The sequence below is a fragment of the Pedobacter terrestris genome, from assembly GCF_052343045.1.
GTDB lineage: Bacteria > Bacteroidota > Bacteroidia > Sphingobacteriales > Sphingobacteriaceae > Pedobacter.
Genome location: NZ_CP180264.1, coordinates 3545557 through 3560139, shown reverse-complemented (window position 1 = coordinate 3560139; position 14583 = coordinate 3545557). Strand labels below are relative to the sequence as shown.

At 37.1% G+C, this 14583-nt stretch carries 13 protein-coding genes; all 13 read right to left on the bottom strand.

Annotation, left to right across the window (positions count from 1 at the left end; genetic code table 11):
• Window positions 1-84 precede the first annotated feature (84 nt).
• The 13 genes from ACJVDH_RS15060 to ACJVDH_RS15000 are packed head-to-tail and all read right to left on the bottom strand — an operon-like array spanning window position 85 to window position 14576.
• Complete coding sequence (locus ACJVDH_RS15060; RefSeq protein ID WP_443944228.1) at window positions 85-1053, bottom strand: hypothetical protein; 969 nt, start codon at window positions 1051-1053, stop codon at window positions 85-87.
• A gap of 1 nt (window position 1054) precedes the next feature.
• A complete protein-coding gene (locus ACJVDH_RS15055; RefSeq protein ID WP_443944227.1) occupies window positions 1055-2323 on the bottom strand; it encodes a glycosyltransferase in 1269 nt (422 codons plus the stop codon).
• The gene (locus tag ACJVDH_RS15050) at window positions 2320-3258 is read right to left on the bottom strand and encodes a glycosyltransferase family 2 protein (protein WP_443944226.1); all 939 of its coding nucleotides are present in this window, start codon (window positions 3256-3258) and stop codon (window positions 2320-2322) included. Before ACJVDH_RS15050 ends, ACJVDH_RS15055 begins: the two co-directional genes overlap by 4 nt.
• The gene (locus tag ACJVDH_RS15045) at window positions 3237-5360 is read right to left on the bottom strand and encodes an NAD-dependent epimerase/dehydratase family protein (protein WP_443944225.1); all 2124 of its coding nucleotides are present in this window, start codon (window positions 5358-5360) and stop codon (window positions 3237-3239) included. Before ACJVDH_RS15045 ends, ACJVDH_RS15050 begins: the two co-directional genes overlap by 22 nt.
• Window positions 5360-6412 carry an acyltransferase family protein gene (locus ACJVDH_RS15040; RefSeq protein WP_443944224.1) on the bottom strand — a complete coding sequence of 351 codons (1053 nt, stop codon included), beginning with the start codon at window positions 6410-6412 and terminating at the stop codon, window positions 5360-5362. The genes ACJVDH_RS15045 and ACJVDH_RS15040 overlap by 1 nt, the downstream gene beginning before the upstream one ends.
• Complete coding sequence (locus ACJVDH_RS15035; protein ID WP_443944223.1) at window positions 6384-7607, bottom strand: glycosyltransferase; 1224 nt, start codon at window positions 7605-7607, stop codon at window positions 6384-6386. Before ACJVDH_RS15035 ends, ACJVDH_RS15040 begins: the two co-directional genes overlap by 29 nt.
• Window positions 7576-8517, bottom strand: coding sequence for a glycosyltransferase family A protein (locus ACJVDH_RS15030; protein WP_443944222.1), 942 nt, complete (start codon window positions 8515-8517; stop codon window positions 7576-7578). Before ACJVDH_RS15030 ends, ACJVDH_RS15035 begins: the two co-directional genes overlap by 32 nt.
• Window positions 8514-9419, bottom strand: a complete 906-nt coding sequence (locus ACJVDH_RS15025; protein ID WP_443944221.1) for a hypothetical protein — start codon at window positions 9417-9419, stop codon at window positions 8514-8516. Before ACJVDH_RS15025 ends, ACJVDH_RS15030 begins: the two co-directional genes overlap by 4 nt.
• Window positions 9416-10324 (bottom strand): glycosyltransferase family 2 protein, encoded by a 909-nt coding sequence (locus tag ACJVDH_RS15020; protein ID WP_443944220.1) that lies wholly within the window; start codon window positions 10322-10324, stop codon window positions 9416-9418. The genes ACJVDH_RS15025 and ACJVDH_RS15020 overlap by 4 nt, the downstream gene beginning before the upstream one ends.
• The gene (locus ACJVDH_RS15015; protein WP_443944219.1) at window positions 10317-11264 is read right to left on the bottom strand and encodes a glycosyltransferase family 10 domain-containing protein; all 948 of its coding nucleotides are present in this window, start codon (window positions 11262-11264) and stop codon (window positions 10317-10319) included. Before ACJVDH_RS15015 ends, ACJVDH_RS15020 begins: the two co-directional genes overlap by 8 nt.
• Window positions 11258-12187, bottom strand: coding sequence for a hypothetical protein (locus ACJVDH_RS15010; protein ID WP_443944218.1), 930 nt, complete (start codon window positions 12185-12187; stop codon window positions 11258-11260). The genes ACJVDH_RS15015 and ACJVDH_RS15010 overlap by 7 nt, the downstream gene beginning before the upstream one ends.
• Entirely contained in the window at window positions 12162-13439 is a 1278-nt protein-coding gene (locus ACJVDH_RS15005; RefSeq protein WP_443944217.1) for an ABC transporter ATP-binding protein, read from the bottom strand. The genes ACJVDH_RS15010 and ACJVDH_RS15005 overlap by 26 nt, the downstream gene beginning before the upstream one ends.
• Before the next feature lie 9 nt (window positions 13440-13448).
• Window positions 13449-14576 (bottom strand): acyltransferase family protein, encoded by a 1128-nt coding sequence (locus ACJVDH_RS15000; RefSeq protein ID WP_443944216.1) that lies wholly within the window; start codon window positions 14574-14576, stop codon window positions 13449-13451.
• Between the last annotated feature and the right edge of the window lie 7 nt (window positions 14577-14583).

The following is a 14583-nucleotide window of genomic DNA, read 5'->3' as shown; positions in this document are numbered from 1 at the left end:
TATTTTTCTGGCTACGATTTCGGTATCGACTTGATTGGTGGATCTCATGTTTATAATAGCTTATGAAATTGTGCCATAAGATGTCTATTGCTCTAAGGATTCGGCTAGAGAACGGTAAATTTCAATGTATTTTTTTGAACAAACTTCTAAACTTAGGTTGTTCAAGATAAAAACTCTCGGTGTATACGAATGTATTTTAGATAAAAAAAGAATTAATTTGTTTTCGAATTCGATTAGGTTTTTAAATTTTTCTCCGCAAGTGTCTGACCAGTAAGGTACTGACGATATGGGCTTATATTTGACTTTATGCGGGAAATAATGTGGATCGAGCCAATAACCAGCACTATCGTAGGCTAGGATCGGAATATTTGCAGATAATATTTGTTGATAGGCAAAACCTTGTGTTTCACTATTTGATAGAAATATGGCTGCTTTACAAATCGAAGTTTGTTTAACTAGATCTGCTGGGACATATTTCCCGTATTCAATAATGTTAAAGCTTTTGTTATTTTGCTCTAAGATGGTCGTTATATGATTTAAAAAATCTCTATTTTCAAATTGCTTGAAATAGATCAAAAAATCTACTGTTTTTTCGAGTTTGGAAGTGTCGGCCCAAAAATCCGTATCTATACCAGCCGGCCAGGCGGCAACTTTATTACCATAGTATGGAATAAACATCTCTTTCATCCAATTTCCCGGAACTAATATTTTTTTTACGTTCGGGTATTTCTCAAAAAGATCTGGACATTCTATGGGGTGTGAAAAAACGCCCGCTCCAAATAGAATTGGATTTTTGAACTGATTTTCAAAGATTAAATTCGGTTTTCCAATCACACCAATCAATTCATTTGGATGATTTCTTGCATATTTGAAATCGTTAAATCTATATGTAATGCCGAGTCTATCCAAACCTTTTAACAATTGAAGAGCCACCATCATCACCCCGCCGGGCCTTTGTTTGCCTCTTATTAGTCGTCTAATTATTTTTCGGGGATAACGATCGAATTTAATCCAGCGATCTGGGTCCGGTTCCTGATAAAAGATATTCAACATCTTATCTAGATTTGAGGACTCGTTTGTAGAGGCTTTCAATTTCAGAAGCATATTGTTTTGTAGAATGTATGCGGACCGGAAATTTGTTTGTATTCAGCAAAGTAATGGGATGTGCTATAAAATGCTTTATTGCTTTGTATAATGCGTTAACTTTACCCGGTTTAAACAGTAAACCATTGACGTTGTGAATAATCATTTCAGGAATTGCACCGATGTCAGAACCAATTACAGGTGTATTTCTGGAGAGTGCTTCCAATACAACATATGGTCCGGTTTCCGCTACCAATGAGGGTACAATTAAGGCTGTGATGGTATCTAAAACGTCTATCACTTCAGCCCTTGCTGCATTATATCTAATGTGCACGTGGTGGTTCTTTTTTAAAGTGCCGAAAAGATTCTCAAATTCGGCAATTTCATTTTCATTAATGGAAATACAGAAAAATAGATTTAGCGGACTGGTAATTTTATGCAGTGCACGAATTAGGACATGAATTCCTTTATTTGGCGAGTATCTTCCAATAAAACCGAAGGCTTTTTTATCTCTTGGCTTTACATTAGCCGGTGATCGCCTTATATGTTCAATTCCCAGTCTAATTAAGTGAAGTCTTTCGGGGTCAAAACGGTTGCGGAGCAATACTTCATATTGCCAATTGCTTTGCACAAAAAGTAAATCTGAGTACGCATTTAATAATTGGATTTGATGATTTGTTTGATGCAGTGTCCGGAGTGCAGCCGATTTTTTTTGAAGGATGGAAGTGTATTTGTCGAATGTTAAAATTAAGTTGGAGAAGGGCGTTAATGTACTATTGTTTACACTTAAAATACATTTAAAACAGCGTTTATATCCGAATCTTCCATCGCAGGGTTCGTTTCCCATAAGCAATAAGTCTCCTTTTGCACAAGTGGTGTTGGCGAGGTGGTTGGTATATACGTTGAGGATGCCTGACTTTTGAGTTTCTTTGAAAAAAAGTCCATTTAATTTTTCGTGTAAGGTGTTCAAATGAAACACTTCGGGCGCAAATTCGTCCAATACCTTATTAAATTGAGTCAGAATGGTATATTCACGATCTGAAAGTATATGGTTAAAATCTCCTTCGGGCAGTACAAACACTTTTATTCCGTCGTAGTTATAATCCTTTTCTTTGCCAATTTTTAAAATGGCAACTTCATTTCCATTAGCGATCAGTGCTTTTGCAAGGTCATAAACATACAATTCTGTCCCCCCATTTGTATAGGGGTAAAAGTATTGAATCCCGAGCAGTACTTTCATGCGATTTTATTTTTTACCGAAGCAATTTGCTCTGCTTTTTTATATCCAAAAATTTTGGATGTCAAACGCAACAGACCTTTTTGTTCCGGAATATAGTTTGGTTCTATTGTTAACAAATAATCTATAGCTTCGGAAAATAATATTTTATCTAAACTTCTAAATTCATGGATACAATATCTTAAACACCCAATAATGGCCTCTTTTTGTGTTCTGGCAATTCGATTTTGGCGGTTCCAATGTTCGTAAATCTCCCTACAGTTTACAAAACAATCTTTAACAAAAGCTAAACTGCTTTTTTTAGAAAGGGATTGGCTTTGTCCATCGCGGTACATGGCCACAAAACCTGGAGTGTACAGAAAAACAAACTGATGAATCGCCGCATCGAGTAGGTAACGGGCATCTTGAATTACAGGCAGATTGTCTTTCCATGTTTGCTTTTCACATACTTTTCTAGCGTATAATATTGCTGCAGGAGGGCACCAGAAATTCGTAAACAAAGCAATCTCCAACTCCCCTTCAATGTTACGACTCACTTGTTCCGTAACCGCTATCTGGTCATTTTTTAGTTTAAACCTTTCCCAGTCTCCATAAGCCACATCAGCTTTATGGAGTATCATAGCATGCAATTGGCGCTGAATCTTATCAGGCATCAGTAGGTCATCTGCATCGAGGTACTGAATATATTCGCCTTTGGATTCCATGAAACCAAGTGTTCTGGCTTTACTTACGCCCCTGTTTTCTGTCGAAAATAGCCGAACAGGATATTTACTGGTTTCCACGATGCTTAATGTATCATCTGTAGAGCCATCATTTACCACAATGACCTCAATAGGTTTATAGGTTTGTTTAAAGGCTGAATCCAGGGTGTTGCCAATCGTTTTAGCCGCGTTATAGGCTGGGATAATAATGGAAACTAATTTTGGTTCCGTAGCCACTTTTGTGTTGTTTTTAATGCATCTTGCAAACTTACTTTGGATTTCCAATCCAGTATCTGTTTTGCCCGTTCTGCGGAAAACGTACTTTTTGTAGCCCCAAATAATTCATTAAGCCAAATGGGTGGATCGAAATCTGAAGGCATTGTTTTACTCAATTCTTCAAATCCCTTTGAATTCCACTCCATTTTTCTTTCTGAATCGAGTTTACTTCTGAATCCTGGGATCATTTTGAATACATTTTTTTTTAACCCACCCAGAATGGGATGTTGATTAATCAGTGAGACCAATTCATAATTGGTGAGCAAGTAACGGATAATTTTTTTGACGCTACTTTTTTCTTTGAAGCTCCGCGAAATTAATTCCTTCGAACTTAAATTTCTGATCTTCTGTTCACCCGGATTTAGTAGTGGAAGTAGAAAATCTTTCCAGGTTAAAGTTTCATCATTAATAATAAAACTCTGGCCATGTGCTTTTTTTACGATTAAGGCTTGCAAAATCGCATCCAGCAGATTCTCAATATAAACAACGTTCGCTAGACCAGTGCCGTTTTCAATCCAGCAAAACTGGTTTGTTTTATTTAAATTAACCGGTAAACTGGTATAGGTTTTACCATTGGAACCATATACACAGGTCGGATTTAAAACCACTATGCGCGTTTTATGTTGATTTTTCGCAAAATTGATACACCATTCTTGCATTATTTTTTTTGTTTTTCCATACTCATTCGCTACAGGTTTCATCGGCGACTGTTCAGTGACTAAACCATTCGGGAAACCGAATACATTCATGGTACTTAATATGACGATAGCTTCTACACCTTCTTCACATGCAGCTTTTACGATATTTTGTGTAGCCGTAACATTGACTTCAAAAGCATTATTCCCGTCAGTCGAATAGGCTAGGTGTACGACATATTTCTTGCCTTTCATTTGATTCATGACAGCCGCATAATCTAACAGGTTTAATCTGGGTAAATCTATGGCAAAGCGGGCGATAGACGCACAATTTTTGTAACTTCTTACCGGAGCGGTAATCTGATGAACGCCATTTTTCCATAAACGTTCAACCAATGCCGTGCCAATAAATCCGGTAGCTCCCGTTACCAGATAGCAATCTGGAATATTTTCCGGCTTTTTATAGGGATTCTGGTTTTGATAGGCCCAGTCGATAACGGATATCCCCTGTGTCGCTTGTTCTAGGCCGACGAGATTAGTCGTTTTGTCGTCTAAGTAGTTGATCAATTGTTCTACGAAGCAGGCATGAAATGTATATGGAAGGTCTGCATCTGTAAATACCTGTGAAAGTTTAATTTCATGTACTACTCCGGGCTCAGGTGAAAAAAAGCATCGATCAAAAACATTTTTTTCCATCCAGAGACTGCCGTTTTCTCCAATAATTTCAAATGTATTTTTCAGCTTTTTTGTTCGCGACAGTTTGAGTGAAATAGGGATTGAGATATAACTTTCGAGATGCAGCGTACAATTTGCTTCTACGCCTCCTTCGGCATCATCTGAGTACGAGATGCATTTAACCTGATCAAAAAGATCAATTAAAAGATCTAGATAATGAATGCCCATATCTGCCAAGACTCCTCCGTTTTTAGGATCGAAAAAGGCATAGGAGTCTGCTACCCATGCATAAGAATTTCCGTCCTCTATATGCACAGATTTAATGTCCCCAAGTAATTTTATGCTTTTTTTCAAAGCTTTGAAAGAGGGCATGAGTCGCCTCACCATTGCCGCATAAACCTTTTTGGATAGCGTATTTTCGAGCAGGAGCAAGCGCTTACACGAATCCAGGGTCATGGCCAGAGGCTTTTCACACAATACGGCTAAACCTGATTGCAGGCAACAGGTGATTGCTTGCTCGTGGAGGTGATTTGGTAAGGTAATAATGGCTCTGTCAAATGACTTTTCATTTTGGTTCATGAAGGATTCAAAATCAGAATGAATGGCTTCTATTCCCATCTTTTGAAGTTCTTCGACCAGATTCAGACTGCATTCCACAATGGTTACGTCCTTAAGCTTGTCCAGGTATTGAAGGGCGGGAAGGTAGTATTCCTGAAAAACAGCGCCCCCTCCTAAAATAAGCAATTTCATCATCAAGATATTTGATTAAATTTTATGTTTTTGAGTCGTAATGCAGGTTTTTCTATAAATTTCCAGCTCAGGATGGCCATAATCGAAGATGTAATCAGCGTAAGTACCAATAGTAATCCAATAGACGTTTTCCCATTGCTCCAAATTAAAAACAACTGGGTCAATGGAAAGTGATAAATATAAATGCCATAGGAATAATCTCCATCTTTTTCTATGGATCTAATTGGCACGTGTATAGCCATATATATTACCATATATGCGAAAAATACAGGCGCTAAAAAAAATAATACAGGATATTGATAAGAGGCTATGTAGGCAAATAAAGAGATTAGGAAAATTATTCTTGAGTTTGGGATTTTAGAAAGGTATAATTGAGCTAGGGCACCTAAACCAAAAAAGATTGGAAGAATCACCACTCTATCTGAGGAATAATAGGTGAGAAAAAAACGGCATTTACAAGGATCCAAGTAATAACCCAAGGTATAAAGGGAAAACAAGAAAAGGAAAATTATTTTTCGTTTGCTTAATAGGCCCAGAATGCCGGCAAAAGCAGTGCAAATGTATAGTAAAAATTCCCAGGGTAGTGTCCACAGCGAGCCATTTAAGTTCTTCTCTTTTAACGTGCCGGTGATATTGGCGATATCGGGCTGATTAGCCATTAGAAAGAAGTTTTTGATTATGTAGTTTATCTGAGAACGCAGGAATTCGTAGTCAAAAGGGATATGCAAGGAGCCTGCCATGACCGGTGCGAAAATCAGGGATATAACCAAGATACAAATCCAGTATGCGGGGAAAATCCTCAAGAATCTTTTCCATAGAAATGATAAAAACGATTGTGTCTTTTCCCAACTTGCCGCGATCAGAAAACCACTCAATACAAAAAAGCCATTTACACCAAGTGAGCCGATCCCAATGTTTTCGAATCCGAGGTCGGTTTCTCCGTGTTCCGTTAAATAGAAACAGTGTTGGATCACTACGAGTACCGCAAAAACGAGTCGTAAAAAACCAATAGCATTTTCTTGCGGATTATATTGACGATTGAGGCTTTTGCTCATATAAATCGATATGCTTTTTGGCGTGAATAGACAGGTCATCGATGTTTTCATAATACGGCTGATAATGAACATCTCTGTAAGTTTGTTCGGTAATGATTTTTAAAAGATCTGAAGGGCTATTCACTAAAATTTTTCCGTCGAAGCCTAGAAGTTCATTAACCCCATTGGCTTTTCTCGCGATCACTGGCGTTTGGCAAGCCAAACTTTCTGCGACACAAAGCCCAAACGTTTCGGTTTCGCTTAGGGAAACCGAAACATCCGACAGGTTGTAATAGTCTGCCATAACATGTTGATTATTTGTGGCTGGCAAAGATAGCTCCATTACCGACGAATTGAGCGGTTTAAATTTGATTTCATCACCTTCAATCCGTGCGAAGATAACATTTCTTCCAATTGGCGGTTGGCTTACAAGCTGATCAACCATATTCTTGTACCAGCTTATTCCCTTTTTTGGATCGTCCCATCTGCCTTGGGGAAATAAGATGTATTCAGAATCTACGGGTAGCCGGTAACTTTCTCTCAATTTTTTCTTATTGCCCTTAAAAAAAAAGTTGCGATTAACTCCGTGTACTACGGTTTGTATGGTCCCCCCTAAGCTTGATATGTACTGAAAATTCTCCTGTTCTATCCATTTGGAAGGCGAAATAAAATTGATCTTGTGACGTGTGATGAATCTTTTCTTGAAATGATGAAGATTGGTGGTTGTGTCCCATTTCAGTCTGGGATACTCAGCCAATTTCGGACAATTTTGACAGGTCTCTAAATATTTATGACAGTATGTAGGGTAAATACACTTACCAGTCAGTGGCCATAAATCGTGTAAAGTCCAAAAAACGGTATTGTTTCTGGCCAGCCTCGATATGAGCTGGTAGGATATTTGAGCCACATGAGTCACATGTATGTGCAGAATACCGGCAAAGTCGTCCAGGTTTGCAGGGGCCAGTAAACTGTCCATGGGGTTAATTAAACCCGGTTTAGCCAATATATTCTCCAACTGAAGAAAAGACTGTTGTAGCCTGCCTGTTAACCCTCCAAATCTTCTGTAACCCACATCTGATCGTTTGCCACCTAATTCGTCTGTCGACAATATTGAACTGTTGTAACCTTGTTTTAATAGTTCCGTGTGGAGATTGACAGCTGCAATGCTTCCCCCGCTGTTGTCCCTATTGGATATAAGGTGAATTACCTCTGGCATTATTTTTTAAAAATTTGAATGCACGTCTTCTTCCGCGAAAGGCAGACCAGTCAAAGCGGCATATAAAAAAGTTGAGGTGCACCAGGTTTTTTATAAAATGGAAAATAAACTGTTTTCGATTCGGGTTTTTTAGAAGTTGATGGTATTTATAATCTAATAGCGCATAAGAGAAAGACATAGATTGATTGAGATTCAAAATGTATTTCTTTGAAATTCGTGTTTGAGGGATATAATGCCGGATTTTTAAGTTCGCAAATTGCCCCACCGTTAGATTATTTTTCAACGTATATAAGACAATATCACTATCTTCTCCCGATGATAAATGCTTTCCATTTCTACCGAGCAATTTCAACGAGTTGTCTAGGAAATAATGAGAAAGGAGGTCTTTCTTAATAAACATGCCGGCCCCACAAATTTTGCTTTCTTGCGACAGGTTTGTACAAACCCAATACTTTTCTTGTAGATCTCCCATATCGAAAATTGCACAAAGATACTTAAACCTGAAAAACCACTCTTCAGGGTAGATCTCGAAAACTGCCTCTGAGATGCCGCAACCTACTATGGATAAAGATGGAAATCTATTGATGTTTAGATGAAAATTTTCGAGATATTGAGGATCCAACCAGTTATCATCATCACAAAAAAGTAACCATTCGTATTTGGCGTGGTTAACGCCAGCCTGTCTGGCATTATTTAAGCCAGGGCGAAACTCTTTAATGATTCGGTGAGGGATGTGACTATTTGCTAACTCCATTGAGGCTAGCTTGCTGGTTTCGTCTGTTGAGGCATTATCAACAATTAGGATTTCTATATTGTCATCTGTAAGTTTCAGATTTAAAATTGCTCCAAGCGTTTCAGGGAGTCTTTTTTCGCTATTAAAACAGCAGACAATTATGCTAATACCTTTCATGGTAGGTTCAGGTTATTCATAATATAGTCCGCTACACCGGTTTCAGATAAGACACTTTCAAAATACTGTAACGACTTCTTCTGTACAGTCGGTTTATCAATTTTTTCCAGTCTTTTCAATACATTATTCCAGTTTTTTATCACGATAAAAGGCGCGTCCTTATAAAAGGAATGATTTGGCAAGGATTCACAAACCACTATGCAGCCCTGACGTAAAGCCTCGAAAATTCGAAAGGTTTCTCGACTAACGAATCCTGCTGGGCAGAGTGCAAATATGCTATTGTTTAGCTTGCAAGCATAATCAACAGGATATAGCCCTTCACCGAACCCAGAGGTAAATTGGATATCAATATCTTCCCGTTTTGATCTAGGAGAATGAGGAAAGGGTATTCGAAGTAACTTTTGCACCCGCGGCCTTCGGGACAACCAGATAAAAATTTTTTTAGGTAAAAAATGTAAGGGATGTACGGCTTTGTATAGGGTACTTAAACGGTTTTCATTCAGATTTCCAGAGAAAAAAGCGGTATATTTTCTATCGTTCAGCCGTTTTAGTGGTAAAACAGGAACCTGACTATTAAAACCGACTGGAATGGGAATGAACTTTTTATCGTCGCCCGGTAAATACGTTTTAAATATGACATCGTAACCGTTTACTCGGTTACCACAGAACTCATTCGCTTCGTCTCCCAACAGAAATAAAACCTTTTTCCGATCAGAGTCATGGTTGCTGCAAATTAAATTGCCATTGAATACTGATCTTTTGTGTAAATAAAATTCAAAATAGTATTCTTTTGGAGATGCCATTAACAGATGGGAAACTTCCTCCATAACGTTTTCCCAATATTTGTTTTCGAACAGATTTTCCCAGCTGATGCAGGATTTTGGATGTACATTAATGTTCAAGATCGTGCAAGTTTAAATGAAAGAATTAGAGGAAGTAGAACATGGATTTTAGCACATTTAACTAAAATATTTGCTGTATACAACCAACTGCTTTCCGTTTGGCGATAAGAAGAGCTAATCTTATTTCCCATTTGGGAAAGCAGTTTCAAACTTGGACAAATTTTGTATAGGGTCTTTATTTTCCGGATAACTTCTATAATTTCAAATATACTATCGACGCGTTTATTCCCTTGCTCAGATACCGAAAAGTCCAGTCTTCTGAAGTAGTTTTGAAAGGAGGGTATAAGAACCAAAGATTTATTCTTCAGCAGTACGGACCAGAATAACCAATCACCGCAATATCTAAAGTTTATCAGCAATTTATCCAGCCGGACTTTATTGTCTATATATGCTTTCTTTCTAAACAATACTGCACTTGCATTGTATATTAAGTTGCCACAAAGCATATATTTCTCGATAAATGCTTTATCATCAATCTTTTCTGTTTCGATGTCCGGGTGTTTGGGCTGTTCAAAAACTGTCCCAAATTTATCTATCCAGTTAGACTGTACAAAGGTATAACTCGCATCGTTTTTTGAACGCAACGCCTCTACCGTTAAACTCAGAAAATGTTTATCTGCATAATCATCACTCTCCGCAATCCAAATATATTCTCCACGACATAGATCAATCCCTTTTAACCATTGCTTAAAGGTGTTACCGCTATTTACATCATTGTATATGATTTGTGCAACCTGCTGTTGACCTCGGTATTTTTCAATAATGGATCTGCTGTTATCTGTAGAACAATCGTCCAAAATAATAAGCTCGAAATCCTGGAAGGACTGGTTCAAGACTGATTGAATTCTTTGATCGAGGAAAAGACTATGGTTATAATTGGGAATAACTACAGATACACTAGGCATGATTTGTTCTAATTTTAAGTTTACTTTGGATTTTCATGATTAGATCCGTACACCGATATCTTAAGAATCGGGTTTTGTCTCTGATTTTCTGCAGAATGGTTTTGTTTTGTGTATAGGCAATGATTTCAGTAAGTTTGTTTAGGATGTTTTCTTCTTTAACAAATTCAGTAAGCTGATCATTTGTAAATACAGGTTCTGAAAGTATTTTTAGGTATTCCTCATCATTTCGATCCAGAAAAAGAATTCGTTCAATGACCGCTTCGAAATCTGGATAATCATGGCAATTGATAAACCGCTTGGTATTGAAGTCTTTGCTTACAGTTTCGCTGCCCCAGTATATCGGGACACTGTTGGCAAAAAACGGTTCGTATATTTTTTCGGTAACATACCCATCAAAAGCACTATTTTCAAAAGCGATAACAAACTTGTAGTCTCGAATAAATTCGAGTTTATTCTCTACACAATATCCGATGTTGTTGTATAGTTTTCCACCTGAATCTACCTTTTGATAAGATGATAGAAGTTTAAAGAAGTTATTCCTGATTTCACATATTGGATTAGAGACAATAAAACAACAGAACTTTTTCTTGGTTTCTAAGGTTTTTTTTGTGTCAATTTTTTTGTTGATTAGGTTATTAACATTGTAATATAAGGCGTATAATGGCAAGCGGTAATTTTTCGAGTTTGTGGAGAAATCAAAGCTGAAGGCATAATCACAATCTGAAAAGTTGGGTCTGACATTTTCTCCAGTATACAGAATTTTTGTGCAACTGTATCGTCGATGCACATCGGTGTAAACGGAGTAAAACAGAATATCCGGCTTTTCCGAAATCTCCACATCAAAATGTTTAGCCAGCAATTGGTAAAAAAAGGAATCAGCAGGGTCGAAACCTTCCCAAAAATCAGTGAAATTAATTTTTATTTTGTTCCTTTTTACCATACTGTCCAAGGTCTGTCATTTACATCTATCGTATTTTCCAACCCTCTTCTCATAGCCATGTAAAGGCCTACATTCGAGGTAAACGTGCAGACCAGCATTTCTGACAAGGCCATGATCTCGACAGAAGTAAACAGGTTTATCAATTCTTGTCTTTTTTGACGCTCCGCCAATAAAATAAAACTGTGCTGATCATAACCTTTTGCGGAAGGCTCTGTCAGGTGATAGAAATTATAATTTGGATACCGTTTTTCCAGATCACATACAATGTTGAAATCATCAGTCGCAATGAAAATATTCTTTAAGGACGTCAAATTGGATATTTTTTCAACATACATGCCGACTTCCGTGAGTTCGACTTCGGAAGCTTTGTCACCGCTACGAATGTGTAAAGCAGCAAATTTATCCGGAAGATTAAGTTGTTTGATTTTTTCTGCTATTTGTATATTTATTAATGAGTTATACTGCCACGTTAGTTTAACCAGTTCCCTACTTGCCTGAAAAAATTGCCCATCTATGTTCAGAGATGGAAAGTGAAAGTCAAAGTATTGAAATTTAGGATTTCTAAACTGACGCCAAATGTCTTGCGTTAAATAACTGTTTCGGAATAAGTTAATCCACTTTCGTTTAATCAATGTCTTAACCGGCAGTTTAGAGTTGGCCCGGTTGTTAAAATACCTGTGGTATTCGCTGTGATCCTGCTCACAAAATGCGATAAAAAAATCGGTCCAGCCAGTTTCAGAGAAATTTGCGTAAGAAGAGGATAGCCTGAATTTTAATCGGTGTTTCAGGCAATATAGCATGCCAAAAATCATGTTATTATATTCAGAAAAGAAACCAGCGTTGCTGCCAATTCTAAAAACAATTGTTTTTTTAAAGCTGTTGTTGATTTCCGAGTACCTATTTATGAGACTGTGATTCTGCATGTTTATTTAGAATATTGAAGCCAACATCATTATAGTCTAAACTTCTGCCTGTAGAAGTAAAAATTTGAAAATTATCAAATAGAATATTTTCAACATTTAAATAAGTCATAACATTTGGATGGCTTAGCATGATTGACATGGAAAATCTTCCGTTCGTTATGTTTTTGGGAAAGGCGAGCACTTCCTCAAAACGGAATTCTCCAGCTTCAAAAATGATTAAGTCGTCATTCAAATGACCAGGGCTAAAGAATAAAACGGGCAATCCTTCATTTGTGAAAATTCTAACTTCTATATTTCCTTTAAACGGTGAAAGTATCCTACCTTCTAAACAAATTCGTATAGTATTTTCCTGAATTGAGAAAGTGGGCATTCTAGAGTTGTTAACGGAAATTGAGTGAATAATTAAATATTCAGAATCTACCTGTGCATAGTGTTCTATTGTCCCCATTAATAGCTCTTTGTGGTCTTCCGCATACCGTTTTATCACATCGTGTATTTCGCCATATGATTTTAGTATACCCTTTTCAATAAATACACCCTTTTTGCATAATTGACTAATACTAATTGTGTTATGGCTCACAAACAACACCGTTCTACCTTCGCCTTTGCTCACTTCGCCCATTTTGCCCAAACACTTCTTTTGAAATTCCGCATCACCAACAGCCAAAACCTCATCTACGATCAATATTTCAGATTCCAGATGTGCTGCAACAGCGAATGCAAGGCGTACATACATGCCAGATGAATAGCGTTTTACCGGAGTGTCTAAATACCTTTCTATTCCCGCAAAATCTACAATTTCTTCCAATTTGCGTTGTATCTCTTTCTTACGCATGCCTAATATGGCGCCATTTAAAAAGATATTTTCCCGACCAGAAAGTTCGGGATGAAAACCGGTGCCCACTTCCAGCAAACTGGCGATACGGCCTTTGCCAGAAATTCTTCCGGTAGTTGGGGCTGTAACTTTACTTAATATTTTTAATAATGTAGATTTTCCTGCTCCATTGCGGCCAATAATCCCGACAGCATCACCCTGTTCAATCTCTAAATTAATATCTTTCAAGCTCCAAACCACATCGTTCGCGCCTTTAATAGCTCGGTCATTCGTTTCGCCGACTTTCAAGAAGGGATCTTCTTTTCCACGTATACGAGCATACCAGCGTTCGAGGTCACGACTGATCGTTCCGGTTCCAATGTCTCCGAGTTGGTAAGCTTTGGAGAGGTTTTCTACTTTAATGGCTATACTTGACAAAACCGACGTCTAATGAATTGAAAAAAATAGTTTTAGTTTTAAAAATGGTTTCTCATAAAAGTAATAGGAGGCAAATCCAAAAATAAAAACCAAAACGAGATTAACAGGGAAGAAGAGATAAGGCTCTAATGCAGGATAATATCCAATTGGTATAATAAACATCTGTTGCCAAATATATAGGCTGTAAGAAATAATGCCAATTTGAACAAAAGCTTTACTGTTTAGAGCTTGAAAAATTAAATGATCTTTTCTGATTATGGAAAATAGAAGCAGGTAAGCAATGCTAAAATCGGTTAGGATATTCCCAAATGGTAAAGTGAAATATCCGAACCTTCCTTTGTTGGAAATGCAATAAATGGAATAAATAACAAGTATCGCTGTTGCAAACCAAACCAATTTATAGTTTTTTATATTAGCGGTTATTTTTGTACTTATTTGCGGATTAAAACAAATCAAGCTTATAAACGCTCCCATAAAGATAGAACTTGCCGGAATGAAAAAAGGCGCTAAAATATAATTTTCTGTCTGTGGAGATATATATTGAATAATCCTTACTAATGGAATGATTAAAATTATTCCAACACACAACAATAAGGAATTTTTCAAAGATTTAAAAAGGAATGGCCATATCAGGTAAAACTGTTCTTCAACAGCTAAACTCCAAGTATGACCAGTTAACCATTTTCCTGGTAGAAAATTAAAGTTATTGATGTAAAGTATTGGGCCTAAAAAATTTAAGGTGCTTAAATTTAAAGTGATTACTGAATTTAATAAGTAAAGTACAGTGATGTATAAATACAGTACCGGCACAATTCTTAAAAATCTTCTTATAAAGAAGTTTTTGATGTTTATTTCGCCAAACTTGATTTTCTCTTTGATTAATAGCGTAGTAATCAAAAAGCCACTCAAGACAAAGAATATTTTAACACCAAGAGATCCGAAGACTGTTATCCGTAAAATAGAATGAAATAATGTTCCTTTTTGCAAGGTGAGCATCAAATGCCCCAAAATTACCATTAAGATAGCTACTGCACGCCAGCCATCTAACGATGGAATATGTTTAACATTCAGAAATTCCGGACATTCATAAGGCCGATATAATATGTCTTTTAATTTGTTTCTGTAGGTTAAAAACATGCTTAGC